The sequence below is a fragment of the Roseovarius sp. MS2 genome, from assembly GCF_051447875.1.
Lineage (GTDB): Bacteria > Pseudomonadota > Alphaproteobacteria > Rhodobacterales > Rhodobacteraceae > Roseovarius > Roseovarius mucosus_A.
Window position 1 is genome coordinate 3,407,809 of the sequence record NZ_JBKHVF010000001.1, and the last position, 18,444, is coordinate 3,426,252.

The window sequence follows — 18,444 nt, forward strand, 5'->3', positions numbered from 1 at the left end:
AGGGCCAGCGGAAGGCTGGCCCTGGTACCGAGATGCGCCCGGGGTCCAGCCGGGCGTGGCGACAGTGACGCTCTGGTCGCGCCCAAAGTCCAGTCTGGAATCGCGCTAATCGCGCGGACTGGACCCCGAGGAGAGGTTCACGCCCATCCGTTCGAAGGCCTCCAGCACGCGGTCCCGCGTCGCCTTCTGGTCCTGTTCCGCGTCGCGCAGGGCGGGCCCAAGCTCCAGCATGATCCGGATGGCTTCCAAGAGCGAGATCTTGTGCCCCTTCAGGCCATTCTTGCAGAGCGACAGGTAGGCCGCTTCGACGGCCTCGAGCCGGATGGTTGCGCCGTCCGGTCCGCGCGCCTCAACCGGTTGGGCCAGGATCCGCGCCGCGTCGATCACGTGTTCGACCCTGGACTTGGGCCGACCCCTGGGATTGCCGGACTGGCCCTTGGTCCATTGGCTCTGCTTCGGCGGGCGGCCGAAGCCGACGGTATCATCGTCGCTCATCCTCGACCCCCCGTCCAATTCACCTTGACCCCCATGCGTTCGAAGGCGCGCAGAACCTGGAGCTTGATTTCCTCCGGGGAATGCGGGTCCGGATGCGCCAACCCGGCTTCGTCGAGGATGCGTCGCTGCAGCGCGAGGGCCTGCTTGTCGCCCTGCAGCGCCAGCTCGCGGAGCTTCCAGATCAGCGCCTCCCGGATCGCCATCGTCCGGTCGTTGTCCTTGACCCGGACCTTGCGGGTGAGGACCCGGTTCAGGACGGTGTTCAGGTCTTCCCGCTTCCGGGGGCGACCCCGAGGGTTACCGGACGTACCCTTCCGGAACCGCGTGTGTTCGGGCGGGTTCATGTAGCCGATACCCGGGGCCTTGCTTTCTTCATCCGTCATTCGGCGGCCTCCATGCTTGGGGCATTGGCCTCGCGATCCCGTTCGGCCGCCACGTCGGCGAGGGTCTGGCCCGTGGCGTCAAGACGCGCAGGCTGTCCTGTCTGGGCCTCGAAGCGCCGACAGATCACATCGCAATAGAGCGGGTCGAGTTCGATCAGGCGAGCCACCCGGCCTGTCCGCTCGGCCGCGATCAGCGTGGTACCCGAGCCGCCGAAGCCATCGAGCACGATGTCGCCACGACGGGTCACGTCGCGGATGGCGTCCGCCACCAGGGCCACGGGCTTGACGGTCGGGTGGAGCGCCAGGTCCTCCTGGTTGCCACCAAAGCTGTTGACACCAGGATAGTCCCAGACATTCGTCCGGTAGCGGCCGGTCTCGCCGAGGCCGAAGGTGTTCAGATGCTTCGCGGTGCCGACCTTGTAGACGAAGATCAGCTCATGGCGGGAGCGATAGAAGGTGCCCATGCCGCCATTGGTCTTGGCCCAGACGACCAGGTTCTTGAGCTCGGAATAGACTTCGGCCCCGGCGGCGCTGAGTTCGTCCATGTGGCGCCAGTCCATGCAGACGAAGTGGATCGCGCCATCGCAGCTGACTTCGGCCATGGCGGCGAGCGCGTCGCGCAGGAAACGGGTGAAGCCGGCCTTGTCCATCTCGCCCGTGGCCATGGCGAATTCCCGGTGCTTGACCTTGCCCGAGCCGCAGACATGGCCGTCGATCTTCACGTTGTGGGGCGGGTCGGTGAAGACCGCGCGGGCGCGATCGTCGCCCATGAGTTGCTGATAGGTTGCAGGATCCAGCGGATCACCACAGATCAGCTTATGGCGACCAAGCTGCCAGATGTCGCCTGGCCGGGTGATTGCATGACCCGCGACCGGCTCGGGGACGACATCGGCGGGATCGCGATCGCCAGCATCGTCGTCATCCAGTAGCAGGTCGATCTCGGCCGTCTCGAAGCCAGTGATCTCGAGATCAAGGTCCAGGTCCATCTCCGAGAGGGCCTGAAGCTCGATCGCGAGGATCTCACGATCCCAGCCCGCCAGTTCGGCCAGGCGGTTGTCGGCGATGATATAGGCGCGCCGCTCGGCCTCGCTCAGATGCGCCAATTCGATGACGGGCACTTCGTTGTATCCGAGTTTGCGTGCAGCGGCGACGCGGCCGTGGCCGGCGACGATGCCACTCGAGCCATCGATCAGAACCGGGTTCACGAAGCTGAACTGTCGGATCGACGCGGCGATCTGGTCGATCTGTTTGTCGGAGTGGGTCCGGGCATTCCCGGCATAAGGCTTGAGATCCTCCACCTTGCGGTAGGTGATCTTCAGCCGGTGACGTTGCCCCCAACTTTTATCCAGCGTGAGCGAGACTCCGGGTTTGAGTTTTGCCGTTTTCGGCGGATTGGGCAACGGGGTCTGGCGCGGAGCTTTGCGTATTGCGCAGCGTCAGGCCCCGTTGCGGGGTGAAGGTCTGTGCGAACTCGGCGGGCGTTTGCCAGCCGAGGCGGGAATGGGGGCGTTCGGTGTTGTAGTCCTTGCGCCAGGCGGCCAGCGTGACGCGAGCATGGTTCAGGGACGGAAACAGGGTCTCGTTCAACAGCTCATCGCGTAGTCGACCGTTGAAGCTTTCGATGAAGGCATTCTGGGTCGGCTTGCCTGGCGCGATGTAATGCCAGTCGATCTTGCGGTCATCGGCGAACGTCAGGATCGCGTTCGAGGTGAACTCGGTCCCATTGTCGCTGACCACTGTTCCGGGCTTTCCACGGGCCTCGAACAGCGTCGCCAGTTCACGCGCCACTCTGGCCCCGGACAGCGAAGTGTCGGCGATGAGCGCGAGGCATTCGCGGGTGCAGTCATCGACCACGGTTAGGATTCTGAACCGGCGGCCATCCGTCAGTTGATCGGATACGAAGTCCAACGACCAGCGCTGGTTCGGCATCAACGGCAACACCATCGGGGCCCGTGTTCCCATGGCACGTTTGCGCCCACCGCGACGGCGCACATGCAGCCGCTCTTCGCGGTAGATGCGGAACAGCCGCTTGTGATTGACCTCATGGCCCTCACGCCGCAAAAACACATGCAGACGCCGATAGCCGAACCTGCGGCGAACTCGTGCCAGTTCCTTCAGCCTCTCCCGCAGCGCGGGATCATCCTGCCGGATCGCCTCATAGCGCATCGTCATCCCGCAGCAGCCGATGACCCGACACGCCCGCCGTTCGCTCATCCCGTGGCCTTCCACAAGATGTGCGACCGCTTGCCGCTTCGCGGCGGGCGTCACCATTTTTTTCCGAGCAAGTCTTTCAGAGCCGAGTTGTCCAACATGGCGTCGGCGAGCAGCTTCTTCAGCTTCCCGTTCTCATCCTCAAGCGCCTTCAGACGCTTCGCCTCACTGACATCCATGCCGCCATACTTGGCTTTCCATTTATAGACAGTTGCATCGCTGACACCGTGCTTGCGGCACAGATCGGCCACGGAAATACCCGCCTCATGCTCTTTCAGGATGCCAATGATCTGATCTTCGGTAAATCTGCTGCGCTTCATCTCTGGTCCTTTCGGTTGGGCCAGAGTCTATCTCAAACTGGATTAGATGCAGGGGGCAACGTCACAACCTATCTCGCAAGCACTACCCAGCCTGAACTCCAGCCATTCGATTGGTATCTGGCTTTGGTGCTCGCTGGCAGCCATCACCACGCCTTGCCCGAAGATCATCTGAGACGCCTTCGGGCGATCAATCATGTCGTTGACACCAATCCCCATCGCAAAGGTCGGGTAGAGGCACTCGAGGCGCTGGCGCATCACGGCTATGACGACCACCACTCGCTGCTGCGCAATCTGAGCGAATAGCGATGTGTGTCAGACCAGGGTAAGGGAAACATGATTAGGAAGCTTGGGGATTTTCGCGTCGTTGGGATTGGTGACAGCAAACTTCCTGGCCACCAGGTGGACTTGGGAGTCGCATGGGTCGGGACGCGTTTCTATAAGCAGCACGAGGTTTCGCGCGATAGTTTCGTTGAGATCACTTACCGCGGCGGGGAGAAGCCGGTGAGTATCGTACGCCTGCTGAGATGCGTGCCTGGCGGTAACATCAGGAATGATGCGATCGGACTCCAGTATGATTGCCAGCTTCAATTGGGCGCAAAGGACGGGGACCTGGTGGAGGCCTATTTTGTGCCTCGGTTACGGGGAATGCTCATATACCTCACGAGCCATCCATCGCCTCTAATCCGCTTTCAGTTCTGGCTTACGGTGATCCTTGCCTCTCTTGGGATATTTTTCAGTGGTATTAGCGCTATCCTCTAGTGTTCGCCATCCGACAAATGATTCCCGCGCGCTAAGCTTGCCGAACGTGTACGTCTTGATGCGGGCAGCGTTTCTTGCGTCCACAGAGGGTACTGTTCGTCTGATTCAGAACACTGGCGCTACGTTTAATACACAGAACTGGTCGCACTGGGCTCCCCAAAAGATCATATTTATCAAGGCTATAGATCTCTCAATATTTGAGCGTTTACTTCGTCTGAAATATCACGGCGATCCGATCCAGGATCTGCGTGTTTGCGTTTCGTGAGGCTTGCTCCGCCGCATCGAGCAGCTCTTCCATTCGGGCGCGCACTTCCGAGAGTGTCTTCGACGGTTGCTGCTCAAAGAAACCATAGATCGCATCAATCCCCAGATAATCCGGGATCTCTCTTTCCTTTTCGCTGCGTTGGCTGACGTCCTTCTTGGCTTCAATCCAATAGGGATCGAGTTCCTGGGCCCAGGCCTCCGCCAACTTTTCAAGCGATGGGAGCGTCAGATGCCCGAACCTGTTGTAGCCTTGGTTCTTCGAAGGACCGGAAGCCAGGAACCTATCCAAAGACTCCAAGAGTGAAACCGTGCGCTCGGGACGAATATCCCAGTGTGCAAGACCTTCCAAAGTTGGTTGGAGGCCCTCGATCACAGAGCTCAACTCTGCTTCTGTCGGACGGTCCCGGTGTTTCCCAGCCTTAACGGTTTCACCGTAGGCCTCGCGTAGCAGCCTTGTCGCTTCCGGCTGATCGCGGATGATTTCTTGGCGATCGTCGATCTCGCGGACGGCCAATAGTCGGGGAGGCAAATAAGACGCCTCGACCAGCGATGGTGAGCGCCCACCAAGGACAATGATGGTCATCGGTGACTTGCCGGCGAGAAGACAAAGCTCAGCGCCCCAAAGACTTTGAGGCTTGATGCGTTCCATGGTCTGAAGGAGTTCGCTTGGCAGCGCACGCCGCATGTCTTCGACCAGATCATAGAGGTTGTTGCGGCGAAGCGGCCGTGGCTTCTTGTGCTGCTCCAGGATCATGTCGGTCAGGTCGCCGGCCGAGAACTCGAGATACTCGTCTGTGAGGTCTGCAGCACCAACGCCCGAAAGCAACGCGATGGACTCGATGCGGTCCCTGCCTTTCTTGTCAGAGGACAGCACCAGGCCAGGGAGATCGAAGGTGGTATAGGTGATCTTGGCGTGCGGACTGTCGATACGGTCGATCCGTCCAAGACCCTGCAGCATGCTTTTGATGTCGGACGTCACGCCGATGATGCCCAGACCGCGCGCTCGCTGAAGATTGATGCCTTCCGCCATTTGAAAGGTCATGAACATCGCCCGCCGTCGATCATCGACTGCCTTCTTGCCATCGAGGGCGAGGTATTCCTGGGCCTCAGCGCCATTCCTGGCGACTGTGACACCGCTTCCAGATCCGAGCTTATGGCTCGCGGCCACGAGGATCACGTCCGGCTTGGGGCCTTTGCGAGAGGAGAGCAGGCGCGCGTAGACCTCGAGAACTCCGATCCGCTCAGAAAGAAAGATAACCTGTCGATGTTGATTGAGCATTTCCGCCATGTGTTCGGCGCGTTGCTCGTCGATCGCATCCAGCTCTGGTCTCTGGAGTAGTTCACCAATGCGATCGCAAATCGGCGTGGCCGTTCTCCTATCCAAGGGGAGTTCGCCGCTCTGCGGTAACGTGGGGATCGTTTCCGTTTTTCCGCCACGACTTTCTTTTTCGGAGCGTCGAAGACTCTCACCGATCGACGTCCGACCTCGTGGATCAGCATCGACGGCTCGACGGTACTCCCAGTCTTCCCGAGCAAATGTGATCGAGGATCTGAGGATGGCGAGGAAGTTCCGGATGTGGATGCGCGCCTTGTCGTGGAAGCGGACTTCCGTGTGACCGGCGCGTTTGGGATCGGCGGATACGAGGGTCGTGCCCGTCGAGATGCTCTCGGCAAGTTTCCTGATTTCTGCGAGGATTGCCGACTGTGTGGCTGTCAGGTCCACGTCGATCCTGATGCTTTCGATTTCAGGGTAGGCGAAGATGCCCGGGCCGCGGACTTTGGATTCCCCGACACAGTGACGTTGCCGCCTGACGACGTAGGGGGCCAAAGCATCTGCCATGTCTGCCTGAATCTCACGGGGATCGAGACGCTTGGAAGCCAGGCGACCTTCGGCTTCCCTAACCGGTCGCTCAAGGTCCGCTTCCGACAGAAACAGATCCGCCATGCCGGAGCGTTGACGGTCCTCGAAGCCCTGCTTCAGCGCTTGGAGTTGCCCAAGTTCCGCGGACCTCTCGCGGCCCCGCTTGAGGTTGTCGTTGATCCGAGCCGTGATCTCGGGGGGCACATAGATCGATGCCCGCCGTTCATGGAACGCGAGAAGTCCATCAAGCCCCTGGTTCCCCATTAGGGTTGCGGACAGACACGACGTCCAGATGGCTGGACTCTGTTCGAAGACGAGCGATCGCCGAGACGGCGCGAGGTAGCGCGAGTTCAGCCGATGGCTCTCGTCCACGATCATGGACGCTGAGGATCGAGCGCCGCGATTGATCTTAGCCAACTCTTCGGCCTGATCGTCCTTATTCTTGGATAGTTGGCTGTGCTTGATGAGATTGAGGTTCGCCGGCTTGTTCTTGTCCCAGTTGCGGAAGACGCTCGCCGGGATGATCCCCAGCGCCCCGTTTCGCGTTTGGTCTGGGCGTTCGTTGCCGTGTCTGAGGACGACGCTCGAATGCATCGTCGGTAGGACGGTGGCCAGGTGCTTGCCGATGTCAGTCTTCCCGGCGCCAGTCGGCGCTTCGACGAAGGCGAAGCCGTGCTCATAGGCCGTGCCCGCGGCTTCGTAGACAAGGTCTCTCTGAAACGGCAGCGGCGGGCGACCGGCTGCGCCATCTCCGCCGACACGCCAGGGCTGGAAAGACGTCAGTTCGTGAACTGTGCGAGCAAGCGCCTCCTCGGCGCTCACAGGTCGTAGCAGTGCGCGCAGTACATCGAGGGCCTGATCCGTCCAGTCCGTGCCGAGGGTCCAGAAATCCTCGGCGACCTGCCGTCGCGTCTTTGCAAGGTCAGGAAAGGGTTGGAGATCGTCGACATATTCGAGGTTTCGTCTCAGCCCGCCGTAGGAGAAATTCGCACTGCCGGCTAGCGCACCGCTGTCGCTGACATAGAGCTTTGAGTGGAGCATGGCATGGCTACGGCCAAACCGTTCGCGCGCCAGGCCTGCATCGAAGATCCGAAGCGAGATGGCGCCAGATGCAATCGCATCGTAGGCCAGCACGGCGTGCAGTTCGTCGAGGGATCGAAGCGAAAGCCCCCGCGTCTCGAGAAAATAGTCGCGGGCCTCGTGCGAGAGCGGGCGCCCGACACCGTCCATACCGGTTCGCGTGTCGGTATTGCTGCCAAACAGGACACGGATCGTCTCGGGTCCTTCGCCCGCAATTTCCGGTCGCGCCCGGAGAATAATGGACATCGCAGAAAGAAAGTCCTGGTATCCGGTGACGACGAGAGCGTTGGTTCCGTTGAGGACGCCCTCGACGAGTTCTTGTACCGAGCGCTCGCCATTCGTGGCCCAGTCTAGGTCTACCGTCGAGCTGGGCGCTGCGGCTTGCGGAGAGGGTGTCTCACCGTCGGGCGCATCTGTTTGCTCTCCGTGCGGTTTGGCGCTACGGAATAGGAATCTCGATACGAAGCTGTCTGCTCGCTCACGCGTCATGCGGGTAACCTCGAGAGCAGTCTAACCTGTCAGGCGATTCCTCCAAGCCATTGAATTCGGAACAGTTCGTGAATTTGGGCTGCGATTGATGAGCCGAAGCACCTTTCCGTTGGGTCAAGTGCTTCGACTCCTTGCGAGGGAATTCTCGCGGGTTTGGCCGGGTGGATAATCCCGGCTTGGTGGGCTCCGAGCGGGTTCGCCGCCATCCCCACCGCCGCACTCGATCCGCCCCACCGTGCGGCGTCTCCTGCGGTCCCCGCGCTTCTATGGGTCCGGGTCCCCGTCGTGGTTCGGCCGAAATTGACCGAAACCACTCAGATCAGGAGGCCAGAGCCTCCGTCTCCGTGATCCTCTCGAACTCTGGCAGGAACTCGGGATGATACATCTCGAGATACCGCGTGATGCGCGCGTTGCTGATGAGCTTCGAGACGTAGCCGCGCGCCAGGACCAGATCGAGGTGATCGGTCCCGTAGGTGTCCTCGACGAGACGCAGTTCCCGCCCGAGGTTCGCGGACTCCCGCTCCATCAGCTCAAGTTGCTGTCGGGATATCCCCTTCACCGCCTTGGGCTGCTCGGGATCGACGAGTTGGCTGGCCGGCGTCGCCGCCAGGAGCGACCGGGCGTAGTTGATGGTGTACTTGTTCATTGCAACCATGAGCTCCGCCGCCTCGATCTGGCGCATCGGCTTCATCTTCCTGAGGACACGAAAACCCGTCAGCGAGACCTGCTTGTCCTTCAGAAGCTCGATGGCCTCGGGACAGATCCCGTCCAGGAGCCGCTTCTTGTCCTGCAGTGACTTGACGTTGATGTTGAGCGCTCGGGCTAGCCGCTCCTCTGGAACGCCATGTTCCAGCGCCCTCAGGATCATCTTGTGTTCCTGGATGGTCGCCAGCCGGCTGATGCGCTTGTTGTACGTGAAGGCCTCGTCATCCGTCGCAACCTGGCACGGCGCATCCTTGTCCCCGAGATCCATCAGGATCGCGTGACGCACGTGCCCGTCGAGCAGCATGTACTTTCCCGGATCGGACTTGTCGGGAACGACGACCAGGGGCTCGACGAGACCGACCTCCTTGATGGATGCGGCGACCTGGCGGTACTTCACTGTGCCCTTGGTTTCGGTCCGGACGGCATAGAGCGGGCAGATCCGGTCCAGAGGAAGACGGATGAAGTCCTTTTCGAACGCCATGCTGATTGGCCTGGAGCCTCTGGAACGCGGCATCAGATCGCTCCCGCTCTGGCCGCGAGGCGGTCGGAGAGATTCTTCGGGATGGTCGCCAGCCCCTCGGCTCTGAGCAGGGTGACGAAGTTCTCGTCGTTCAAGAGCTTGCGGAGTGCTTCCGTGATGAACATCAGCTCGTTGCGAGTCGCGGTCGCCTTGCGCAGAAGAACCTGCTTCTTCTCGACGTCGTGCTGATAGGTCCGCAGCAGGCTTTCGACCGACAGGGAGCGGCGCGTTGCCCTGTCCACCGTTGGCTGGCCTTTGCCGTGGCGTTGTCGTGCCTCGACGAGGCGCTTGGCCGCCATGAGGCGACCCCCGCGCAGCAGGTTGTTCTCGTAGGCCTGACGCAGGACGTCCTGGACGGCAGTGTCCTCGGCTTCTGCTATATCAACCGCAACGCTGACGGGAATCTTGCCGCTTTCGACGGCACGGAGCAGTCTGTGCTCGCGGCTCTCGAGCAGCTTCGCCACCCCTCGGACGTACTTCATTGACAGATGGGTCTTCCGTGCGATCTCGGCCTCGGAATATCCTCGTTCTTTCAACCCCTTGATGTCGCGCAGGAGATCCAGCGCCCTGTGCTGGCGCCGGGCCAGGTTCTCGACGAGGCTCATCACGAGGCAGTCTTCGCTGCTCGCGGTGATGATGATTGCGGGGATCTCGGTTTGACCGAGTTCCTGGAAGGCTTCCAGCCGACCTTGTCCGCAGACGAGATCGTATCTCGGACCATCGGTGCTCTCACGCTCGGCAACCGTGATCGGACGCTTCAGTCCGAGCTCCGCGATGTTCTGTACGATTTCCTCGAAGGCTTTCCGATTGCGGACACGGGGGTTCACGACGGTGATGCGGTCGATCGGGATCAACTCGGCTGTCTGGGGCTGGGAGCCAGGCATCACGCCACCTCAGGAACGGGAACGTGCACCGCCATGTCGAACAGGCGGTCCAGAGTGTCGAAGCGGTAGGCGTCGAGCGACAGCCCGTTGCTTTCCGCCAGGCGGATGCGCGGGAGGGTCATGTTGAGCCTCGGGAGCAGGTAGTAGTCGAGCGGCTGCCTGTTGGGCCGATCCATGCGGACGGCGATCGTGATGTCGGGCTTCAGGCTCGTGTCGAAGCGGATGTTCCATCTCAGCGAGCCAGCGCTGGTCTCGCTGCATCGGACGATGACGAGCGAGGCCGTGAACTCTCCATTGATGGTGAGCAGGTCGGTACGGGGATGCCGTTCCACGCTGCCGCCTGCGGCTTCGATACCGGCAATCGTCTCAGCGACAATGTCGGGATGGAGATCGCGAAGGCGGCGATTGATCTCGATGTACCGATAGTCGCGATCGGGGTTGAAGCCCACCAGCCGATAGGCACGCAGCAGGCTGCCGAAGCGCGAGCGATAGGCGCTGCTCGAGGGCAGGGCCTCGGTTTCATCAATGACGAGGCCCGACAGGTACCCTTGAGCCTCGAAGACCTCCTTCAGCCCCTCGAGCATTTCCTCGTCAGTGAGCTTGCTCGAGCGCGCGCCGATGATGGCGTTGGCGGCTGCAAACAGGTCCGGGTCGACGATCCCCTCGAAGGCACCTTCCGCTCGCACCCAGATCTCGGGATCATTCCGGACACGCCGCTTCTTCAGTTTGAAGGAACTGCGGTTCCAGACGTTGTTGCCGATGTATTTCTCGTTGATCAGGATCTGGTGGACGGTGCCACGGGTCCAAGCGCGACCGAGATCGGTAACAATACCGCGGGCATTCAGAGCCTCGGCGATCTCCGCCTCGGACTTCCGGTCTTCCACGAAGCCGTGGAAGATTTCCTGGATGATCGCGATTTCCTTGGGAGGGCCGGGGACAAGAGTGACGCGGTCCGTCTGGATGCTCTTGTGCTCGCCGCGCTGAAGAGTGCCCTTTTCGGCTCCGCGCTCGTCAATCAGCATCCGCCGTAGGCCGAAGCCGGGCGGTCCACCTTGCCGATAGCCGAGTTCGATCAGGCGACACTGGCCGGTGAAGACCTTCTGGGACAGCTCGCGGCTGTACTCGCCTGCCATTGCGCGCTTGACGCCCTTGACGATCGTCGAGACGGGGCTGCCGTCATTCTCGAACTGCTCGGCGCAATAGATGACCGAGATGCCAGCACGCTTGCAGATGTACTCGTAATAGGCGCTCTCATCCGCATCCTGAAACCGACCCCAACGGCTGATGTCATAGACGATTACGGCCTCATAGTCGGCCCGGCCGGACTGAATGTCGTCGATGAGCTGCTTGAGGCCGTCGCGCCCCTGGATCCGTAGCCCGCTTTTCCCCTCGTCAGAATAGGTGCAGACGATCTCGATACCGCGTTGCTGGGCATAGTGCGCGATTGCGTCGGACTGGTTCTCCGTCGAATAGCGTTGGTGCTCGGTCGACATGCGGACGTACTGAGCGGCGCGCCTGGGCGGCGTTCCCTCCCGAGCTGTAGCTCTTTCGTCCTGATCGTCCCTCCAGCCCAATCGCCGAGCCTTCCATTCGTCGGATTCGCCTAAATGCTGGGAATGCCTGTGATTCCTTGAGGCCGAAGCTTAGACGCGGAGGGCCAGAAAAATGTTTCCTAAGATGGGCAAGACTTTTCCAGATGAAGACGGACGGAGGGTCGACCGATTAGAATACCAGGCGGCGATTTCGGCCGCGCTGAAGCGAGAGCTCGGTGGATCCCACCTGGCGATCAAGACGGCGATGAAGTGGACGGGCGTCTCGGAGCGAACGGCAAAGAACTGGTTTGCAGGGTCGCATGGTCCGGCGGGGGAGCATCTGATCGAGCTTCTCCGACACTCGGAAGAGGTAGCTGGTGCGGTGCTCTCGTTGTCCGGGCGGTCGGAGCTGCGGGTCATGGCGGGGCTTCACCAAACCCGTGAGACCCTTCGGCTTGTACTCGACGCCCTGGACGCCCTCTTGGAAGCTTCAGCTTCGGAGGCGGGAGAAAACGAGTAGGCGGGGTTTCGCGCCAGGCACGCGGCACTCCTGAGTAGAGCGACGTTCAGTTCGAGATCGCTCTGCTCGATGAAAACCGAGAAAAGTCAGAAAGTTAGGAAATGTCCCGGGGTTCCCCGGGTGTTCTCGCGTGCCGCCCTTTTAGTAGATACTGGTTCGCATTGGTCTCCCAGCACCGCCACATGACCCTGAAAAACTCTTCTCCCGATCCGGCTGCGGCTGGATTTGCGTTGTATTCTAGGGTTATGCGGCTGGAGCCGAGCACTGGCCCTTACGCGAGGGGGCTTGGACGCAGATACCTCTGAAATCCAACTACGTCTCATCACCGGTAAAGACGCGATCCGCAGCTCTACGTGCCCGATGCCTTGTTCAAACAGAGCGATTTTTGCCCCCGATCCAAACCCCTATCCAAAATTAAGGGATTGAACGGCCTGCGTTTCGCGCTTCACAGAAACTGGAAATCATCCACAGTGAGATCCGCTGCTGCCACCCCTTCAATCAGCACGCGATGGCCGTTCACGTTGAGTTGCGCACCGGCTGCTGTGTCGAGAATGCCCAAGGCCGCCACAAAGCCAGAAAGCCCCGCGTTGCCGTTGGTGATGTTCGTCTCACCAGTGTCGGGATTGATGATCCGAATGAAAAGACGGTCGATCCCATCTTGGAAATCAGTGATGACATCGGTCTCGCCCTCGTTGAAGGCGCTGAAAACGAATTGATCGGCGCCCGCACCCCCTGTCATGCGGTCATTGCCAGCGCCCCCGTTGATCGTGTCAGCGCCGCTGCCCCCGTCGATGGTGTCGTTGCGGCCGCCGCCTGCAAGAAAGTCGTTGCCAGCACCGCCCTGAATGCTGTCATCTCCCTCGCCGCCTCCGACGCGGTCATTCCCTGCTCCGGCATCAATCGTATCACGACCGGTGCCGCCCCCTATGTCGTCAGCCCCGTCTCCACCGCTGATAAGATCATTGCCAAAGCTGCCAGACATGCTGTCATTGCCGTCGCCCCCCTCCAGCGTATCGTTGCCAGCACCGCCAGCCACCACGTCATTTCCAACGCCTCCCGATACGACATCGTCGCCAAAACCGGCACCCATGACATCATCCCCCGTAGTGCCAAAGATCGTGTCATTGCCCAGACCACCGCCGACACTGTCATTGCCCGCGCCGGCATCTACAAAGTCATTCCCATCCGAAGCGGAAATATTATCGTTGCCGCCACCCGCCTCGATGCTGTCATCGCCAGCGCCCCCGGCAATCGTGTCGTTTCCCTCACCCCCACGGAGTGTGTCGTTTCCACCTGATCCCTCTAAGAACCTGTCCGGTGGAGGTGAATTGGGCTCATCTGGTCCGCCCGTATCCGGGCCTCCGTTGCCGGGCAGTTCGGTTGTGGCGACGGACCCTGCCAAAATTCCCGTAAAGAAACTGTCGTCAACCAAATAGACGTCCAAATCGAAGTCTGCGAGCAAGCTCGTGCCGATGTCACCAAGCAGACGGCTTTCCGTCAGCACGACAGCATCAACCACGCCGGTCTGTAGGGCTTGGTAATGTTCCGCAACCGCGATGCGGATGGGGATCGCGCCGAGGTTGGAGAGGCGTGTCATGACACTGTCATCGACGTCCGCCTCTACGGCAATCTTCAAGCCTGCAATAGCGCTCGTGTCGCTTAGGGCTCCGTCGCGGGAAAGCAGATAGATCCGTGTGCTCGTGCCACCCTCGGAGTCTATTGGGGTTTCTTCATTTGTGTTTGGTTCGCCCGTCTCGGTGTTTGGAGGGACCGGCAGATCGCTGGGGGTCAAGACAAAGGCGCCATCGCCTGAGAAGAATCTGTCGTCAACTCGGAATGTCGCCACGCTGAGTTGGGAAAAATCGATGGGATCGACGCCCAGTAGCAGCTCCTCTGGGACAAGAACGCCGTCAATGCCGTTTCGTGCAGCCAAAACTGTGGGCAAAGTTTCCGCAGCGACCCGGAACGGCACGGCACCAAAGCCGTCAATCAGTGCGTCAACAGTCGCATCAAAGCTGTCCGGTAGAGCGATATTCGCACCGCTGAGATCGTCGCTTTCGTTTATCCCAAGCTCACGGAGGACGATAAAATAGGTTGTCATATAGGCGCTCCCAAGAAGGCTTTGCGGGTTAACTACAGATTATTGAACCAAAATTCTAAAATCATAAGGGTGTATGTGTAATGCTGGCGTCACTTTGCGCACGGGTCAAGACCCTTGGGCGCATCGTGTCTAGATCGGAGGTCCGCCGCGGGCGTTGAAAGCGATGTCGGATGACCAACATCACGTTCAGCGGCAGATCCCTGATCGGATTGCCACTGGACTAGCCAATGAGACCTGAGGCTGACCGCCGGAGTGCGGGTTCTAAAGCGACGTTTGCTAGGCAGTCGAGCTCGAGATCTTCATCAGCACAATGCCTGAAACGATCAACGCCGCCGCAATCAGTCGCGTCGGTGACGCGGACTCTCCCAGGACCAAGACACCCACCGTGAAAGCGCCAATAGCGCCAATCCCAGTCCAAACAGTATAGGCGGTGCTGAGCGGGAGCGACCGCATCGCGACGGCGAGCAAAGCAAAGCTTGCGATCATGGTTCCAATGGTGATTGCACTGGGTATCAGCAACGTGAACCCCATGGATTTCTTCATGGAAAAAGCCCAAATGATTTCAAGCAGGCCAGCGAGAACAAGATAGATCCAAGCCAAAGGAGACCCCTTCATGTTAAGGTCGGGTCGTCCCGAAATGGATGCGTCAGGCACGGGTCGTCCCGCGCGCGATCAAAGGTACTAGTGAAGCAAGCGGTGGTCAATGTGCGGATTGAGACGACATTTTAGTGACCGACAGAGCGGGCCTTATGCCTGCCACTGTCAAAAGGCAGCTTGCCGTCCTCGTGAGGGCGACGCCCCCCCCGGTCATCGAGTAGAAAAGGAGCGTGAGGCGTAGGCTAGCGCATCGCGCTTGATGCTATGGTCGGGTGCGGCTAACCTTCAGTGCGACGAAGGTCGCAGCCCCGTGAAATGCGCCGGAGAGGGACACCACGACAAGGAACGCTGTGAGCAACCCGCCTGCCGGTCCCACTGCGACCAAAGCGTCGAGGATGGCATCCCGCCACCACCAGATTGCCAGCGCCGATACCGCACCGGATGCGATCAGGATCGCGCTCGATCCAGCGGATGGGCCTCTGAGGAAACCTCGGGCGCGGCCAGTCTGGAACAAGAGCACCGCGTAGAGCGCGATCCCAGCCGATGTTGCTACGGCAAGCCCGGCTGCGCCCAGCCACGGGGTGAGCGCGATCTTGAGTGCGATATTGACCACAGTTGCTGCAACAAGCAGCCGCAGTGGTGTTCTTGTATCCCCGCGTCCATGGAACCCAGCGACGAGCGAGCGCAACGCGAGCGCGGGCACCAGACCAAGAGCATAAGCCGCGAGGATGGCCGCTGACGCCTCGGCTGCGGCCAGATCGAACGCGCCCCGGACGAACAGAATGCGCAAAACCCAATCGCCCAGTGTCGCCATCATCACCGCGACGGGCACGCCCACGGCCAAGCAGATCAGAAGCGCCCGGTCGAGCACGGCGCGCATGCCCATCTCGTCTCCTAGGCCCGCGCGACGCCCGATATCGGGCAGGATGACGGTGCCGAGTGCAACACCGATCAGGCCGATGGGCAGCTGGTAGAGCCGGTCGGCATAGTAAAGATGCGAGAGCGATCCGGCGGGCAGGAAGGTGGCGATGATCGTGTCAGCAAAGATCGCCACCTGCAGCGCGCCCGAGGTGAGGATCGCGGGCCCAAGGCGGCGAAACACCAGCCGGGTATCGGGCGACAGGCCCAGCCGGGGGCGCGGCAGGGGCAGGCCCGCGCGCCCTGCGGCACCGGCCAATAGGATCACCTGCGCCACGCCCGACACCATGACGCCCCAGGCGGCGGCATGGGCGGTGCTTGGAAAGTGTTGGGCCATAAGCAATGCGCCGATCATGCACAGGTTGAGAAGGATCGGCGCTGCCGCTGGCGCGGCAAAGTGATCGCGCCCATTCAAGAGGGCCGCGAGGAAGGCGACCATTGACATGCAGAGCAGGTAAGGAAAGGTGATCCGCGTGAGCGTGACGACCAGCGGCCAAGTCTCGTCGGCAGGCGATAGGCCGGGCGCCAGCACCGCCAGCATCCAGCCGGTCGCCCCAAGCGCCAACGACAATAGCACAAGATTGGCGAGCATGAGCCAACCCAAAACCTCTGCGCCAAGGCGCGCGCTGTCGCGACCGCTTGCATCGGCTGCGGCCCATGTCGGCAGGAAGGCGGCGTTGAACGCACCTTCGGCCAGAAGGGCGCGAAAATGGTTTGGCAGGCGAAAGGCCAGCATAAAGGCATCTGCCACCGGCCCTGCACCCAACGTTGCGGCCAACACCACGTCGCGCAGGAAGCCAAGAAGACGGCTGACCAATGTCAGACCCGAGACGGTGCCAAGCTTGCGCAGCATGGGGTAGGGCGATCCTCTGGAGCCATCGCTTTTTCGCGGTGATTTCGGGGAGTTTCGGCAGATTGCAATTGAAAACACGAGTTACTTTATCGTTTATTGTTGGAAAATGCCATCGCCTTCGAGAGTATAGCCCATGAGTCTCGACCAGATCTTTGTTCTTGCGCTTGTCGCCGTGGTTTTCCTGAGCTTTGTCAAGGAGGTATACCCGCCCGAGGTCACCGCTTTGGCGGCGTCGGCGGCATTGCTGGCCACGGGAATCATCGAAACACGAGACTTTCTGACGGTGTTCAGCTCGTCAGCGCCGATCACCATTGCGATGATGTTCATCATTTCCGCAGCGCTTGAACGCACTGGCGTGCTGACCATCGTGGGTGATCTGCTGAAACAACAGGCGCGGGGATCGTTCCTGCGAGCGATGCTCTTGATGATGGTCGGCACCATGGGGGCCTCGGCCTTTATGAACAACACGCCTGTCGTGATCCTGCTGACGCCGATCATGATCTCGGTCGCGGCCTCGGTGGGCGTGGCCCCCTCGCGTATGCTGATCCCCTTGTCCTTTGCGGCGATCTTTGGTGGCACGCTGACGCTGGTGGGTACCTCGACCAACATACTTATGAGCGGCGTCGCGCAGGAGGCGGGCCAACCCTCGATCACGATGTTCGAGATGACGCTGCCCGGTCTGATATTCGCCGGGGTGGGCATGGCCTATATGATCTTTGCCGGCCGCTTTCTGCTGCCCGACCGTGCGTCGCTTTCTGGGTTGCTGGGGCAAGAGGGCAAGCGCCGCTTTCTGGCCCGACTGTTGATCCCCAACGGATCGAAATACGTGGGGCGGCGGCTGTCTGATTTGCCCTTCAACACCGCCGAGACGCGCATCCTCGATGTCGTTCGCGGAGAAGTTTCGATGCGCCGCACGATGAACGACCTCGTGCTCGAGGTTGGTGATCGGCTGGTTCTGAAAACCGGAACGGGTGAGATTCTCGGGCTTAAGGAAGACGGACAGATCGCGTTCCGGGACAGGGACGACCACGATGTGGAACCCGTCACCGCCGACCAGACCATCACGATGGAGGCAAGCGTCGGCCCGAACTCGCACCTGCGCGGGCGGCCGATCAAGGATTTGAAGCTGCGCCGCAAATACGGCGTCTACCTGATGGCCGTGCATCGGCAGGAACAGAATATTAGCGAGGAATTGCAGGATCTGCGCCTGCAATTCGCTGACACGCTGCTGCTGGAAGGTCCCCCTGAGGGGCTTCAACGGATGATGGAGGATGGCGGCATCGTCAACCTGTCAACCCCGACCGAACGCCCGCAGCGACGCTCCAAGGCACCCATTGCCATTGCGACGATCCTTGCCGTGATGGGGCTTGCGGCCTTCGACGTCATGCCCATCGCCGGTCTCGCAGTGATCGGGGCGGTGGTGGTGATGATGACCCGCTGCGTCGATCCCGAGGAAGCCTTTGACGCCATCGACTGGCGTATCCTGTTCCTGATCTTCGGGATGCTTGGCCTGTCGATGGGGATGGAGGAAACCGGCACCGCCCGCGTGATCGTCGAGGCGGTGGTGGGTGCCGTGGGCGGGATTGGCCCGCTCGCCATCCTCGCCGCCGTCTATGTCTTGACCAGCGCGCTGACCGAGATGGTCTCGAACAACGCGGTCGCTGTGCTGATTGGCCCGATCGTCATTGCCTTGGCCATCGAGTTGGGCTTTGACCCGCGCCCCTTCATCATGGCGGTGATGTTCGCGGCCTCGGCCAGCTTCGCGACACCTATCGGCTACCAGACCAACACCTTTGTTTATGGTGCCGGGGGCTATAAATTCAACGACTTCATCAAGGTGGGCCTGCCGCTCAACATCATTTTCGCCGTGGTCGCGGTGCTGATCATCCCGATCTTCTTTCCGTTCTAAGTATCAGGCGGCCGTGAAATCACGCGCGAAGTCAGTGGCGGGA

Annotated in this window: 14 protein-coding genes and 1 pseudogene; 3 read left to right on the plus strand and 12 right to left on the minus strand. The window is 60.8% G+C overall.

What is annotated here, in order from left to right; all coding sequences use genetic code 11:
- Positions 1 to 105 precede the first annotated feature (105 nt).
- From ACLGGT_RS16680 to ACLGGT_RS16700, 5 genes and pseudogenes are all read right to left on the minus strand, one after another.
- Positions 106 to 495 carry a DUF5681 domain-containing protein gene (locus ACLGGT_RS16680; protein WP_437196927.1) on the minus strand — a complete coding sequence of 130 codons (390 nt, stop codon included), beginning with the start codon at positions 493 to 495 and terminating at the stop codon, positions 106 to 108.
- Complete coding sequence (locus ACLGGT_RS16685) at positions 492 to 878, minus strand: DUF5681 domain-containing protein (RefSeq protein ID WP_437196929.1); 387 nt, start codon at positions 876 to 878, stop codon at positions 492 to 494. Before ACLGGT_RS16685 ends, ACLGGT_RS16680 begins: the two co-directional genes overlap by 4 nt.
- Positions 875 to 2,278 carry a site-specific DNA-methyltransferase gene (locus ACLGGT_RS16690; RefSeq protein ID WP_437196931.1) on the minus strand — a complete coding sequence of 468 codons (1,404 nt, stop codon included), beginning with the start codon at positions 2,276 to 2,278 and terminating at the stop codon, positions 875 to 877. The genes ACLGGT_RS16685 and ACLGGT_RS16690 overlap by 4 nt, the downstream gene beginning before the upstream one ends.
- Positions 2,220 to 3,158 (minus strand): annotated as a pseudogene (locus ACLGGT_RS16695) (IS3 family transposase); the annotation flags it as partial. The gene ACLGGT_RS16690 and the pseudogene ACLGGT_RS16695, both read right to left, overlap by 59 nt.
- Complete coding sequence (locus ACLGGT_RS16700) at positions 3,143 to 3,409, minus strand: transposase (protein WP_437195341.1); 267 nt, start codon at positions 3,407 to 3,409, stop codon at positions 3,143 to 3,145. The gene ACLGGT_RS16700 and the pseudogene ACLGGT_RS16695, both read right to left, overlap by 16 nt.
- Positions 3,410 to 3,424: 15 nt before the next feature.
- Between ACLGGT_RS16700 and ACLGGT_RS16705 the strand changes: the two genes are divergently transcribed.
- Positions 3,425 to 3,712 carry a hypothetical protein gene (locus ACLGGT_RS16705; protein WP_437196933.1) on the plus strand — a complete coding sequence of 96 codons (288 nt, stop codon included), beginning with the start codon at positions 3,425 to 3,427 and terminating at the stop codon, positions 3,710 to 3,712.
- A 661-nt stretch (positions 3,713 to 4,373) separates the two neighbouring features.
- Here the strand turns inward: ACLGGT_RS16705 and ACLGGT_RS16710 are convergent.
- The 4 genes from ACLGGT_RS16710 to ACLGGT_RS16725 all read right to left on the minus strand — a co-directional run bounded on the left by ACLGGT_RS16710 (position 4,374) and on the right by ACLGGT_RS16725 (position 11,545).
- Entirely contained in the window at positions 4,374 to 7,862 is a 3,489-nt protein-coding gene (locus ACLGGT_RS16710) for a phospholipase D family protein (protein ID WP_437196935.1), read from the minus strand.
- Positions 7,863 to 8,181: 319 nt separating this feature from the next.
- Positions 8,182 to 9,081, minus strand: a complete 900-nt coding sequence (locus ACLGGT_RS16715) for a plasmid partitioning protein RepB C-terminal domain-containing protein (protein WP_437196937.1) — start codon at positions 9,079 to 9,081, stop codon at positions 8,182 to 8,184.
- Positions 9,081 to 9,971: a plasmid partitioning protein RepB C-terminal domain-containing protein gene (locus tag ACLGGT_RS16720; protein ID WP_437196939.1), complete on the minus strand. Its 891-nt coding sequence runs from the start codon at positions 9,969 to 9,971 to the stop codon at positions 9,081 to 9,083. Before ACLGGT_RS16720 ends, ACLGGT_RS16715 begins: the two co-directional genes overlap by 1 nt.
- A complete protein-coding gene (locus ACLGGT_RS16725) occupies positions 9,971 to 11,545 on the minus strand; it encodes a recombinase family protein (protein WP_437196941.1) in 1,575 nt (524 codons plus the stop codon). The genes ACLGGT_RS16720 and ACLGGT_RS16725 overlap by 1 nt, the downstream gene beginning before the upstream one ends.
- Before the next feature lie 103 nt (positions 11,546 to 11,648).
- On the opposite strand from ACLGGT_RS16725, the gene ACLGGT_RS16730 reads away from it, so the two are divergent.
- Positions 11,649 to 12,023 (plus strand): hypothetical protein, encoded by a 375-nt coding sequence (locus ACLGGT_RS16730; RefSeq protein ID WP_437196943.1) that lies wholly within the window; start codon positions 11,649 to 11,651, stop codon positions 12,021 to 12,023.
- A 445-nt stretch (positions 12,024 to 12,468) separates the two neighbouring features.
- Here ACLGGT_RS16730 and ACLGGT_RS16735 read toward each other — a convergent pair whose 3' ends face one another.
- The 3 genes from ACLGGT_RS16735 to murJ all read right to left on the minus strand — a co-directional run bounded on the left by ACLGGT_RS16735 (position 12,469) and on the right by murJ (position 16,492).
- Entirely contained in the window at positions 12,469 to 14,124 is a 1,656-nt protein-coding gene (locus ACLGGT_RS16735) for a hypothetical protein (RefSeq protein ID WP_437196945.1), read from the minus strand.
- 276 nt (positions 14,125 to 14,400) lie between these two features.
- Complete coding sequence (locus tag ACLGGT_RS16740; protein WP_008280854.1) at positions 14,401 to 14,724, minus strand: DMT family transporter; 324 nt, start codon at positions 14,722 to 14,724, stop codon at positions 14,401 to 14,403.
- A 259-nt stretch (positions 14,725 to 14,983) separates the two neighbouring features.
- Entirely contained in the window at positions 14,984 to 16,492 is a 1,509-nt protein-coding gene (gene murJ, locus ACLGGT_RS16745) for a murein biosynthesis integral membrane protein MurJ (protein WP_437196947.1), read from the minus strand.
- A gap of 133 nt (positions 16,493 to 16,625) precedes the next feature.
- On the opposite strand from murJ, the gene ACLGGT_RS16750 reads away from it, so the two are divergent.
- Positions 16,626 to 18,401: an SLC13 family permease gene (locus tag ACLGGT_RS16750; protein WP_437196948.1), complete on the plus strand. Its 1,776-nt coding sequence runs from the start codon at positions 16,626 to 16,628 to the stop codon at positions 18,399 to 18,401.
- The last annotated feature ends 43 nt before the right edge of the window (positions 18,402 to 18,444 follow it).

Coding starts and splice junctions, on each gene's coding strand:
- ACLGGT_RS16710 (WP_437196935.1), bottom strand. CDS start 7,862: ATGACGCGTGAGCGAGCAGACAGCTTCGTATCGAGATTCCTATTCCGT.
- ACLGGT_RS16685 (WP_437196929.1), bottom strand. CDS start 878: ATGACGGATGAAGAAAGCAAGGCCCCGGGTATCGGCTACATGAACCCG.
- murJ (WP_437196947.1), bottom strand. CDS start 16,492: ATGCTGCGCAAGCTTGGCACCGTCTCGGGTCTGACATTGGTCAGCCGT.
- ACLGGT_RS16680 (WP_437196927.1), bottom strand. CDS start 495: ATGAGCGACGATGATACCGTCGGCTTCGGCCGCCCGCCGAAGCAGAGC.
- ACLGGT_RS16730 (WP_437196943.1), top strand. CDS start 11,649: ATGGGCAAGACTTTTCCAGATGAAGACGGACGGAGGGTCGACCGATTA.
- ACLGGT_RS16720 (WP_437196939.1), bottom strand. CDS start 9,971: ATGCCTGGCTCCCAGCCCCAGACAGCCGAGTTGATCCCGATCGACCGC.
- ACLGGT_RS16750 (WP_437196948.1), top strand. CDS start 16,626: ATGAGTCTCGACCAGATCTTTGTTCTTGCGCTTGTCGCCGTGGTTTTC.
- ACLGGT_RS16700 (WP_437195341.1), bottom strand. CDS start 3,409: ATGAAGCGCAGCAGATTTACCGAAGATCAGATCATTGGCATCCTGAAA.
- ACLGGT_RS16715 (WP_437196937.1), bottom strand. CDS start 9,081: ATGCCGCGTTCCAGAGGCTCCAGGCCAATCAGCATGGCGTTCGAAAAG.
- ACLGGT_RS16735 (WP_437196945.1), bottom strand. CDS start 14,124: ATGACAACCTATTTTATCGTCCTCCGTGAGCTTGGGATAAACGAAAGC.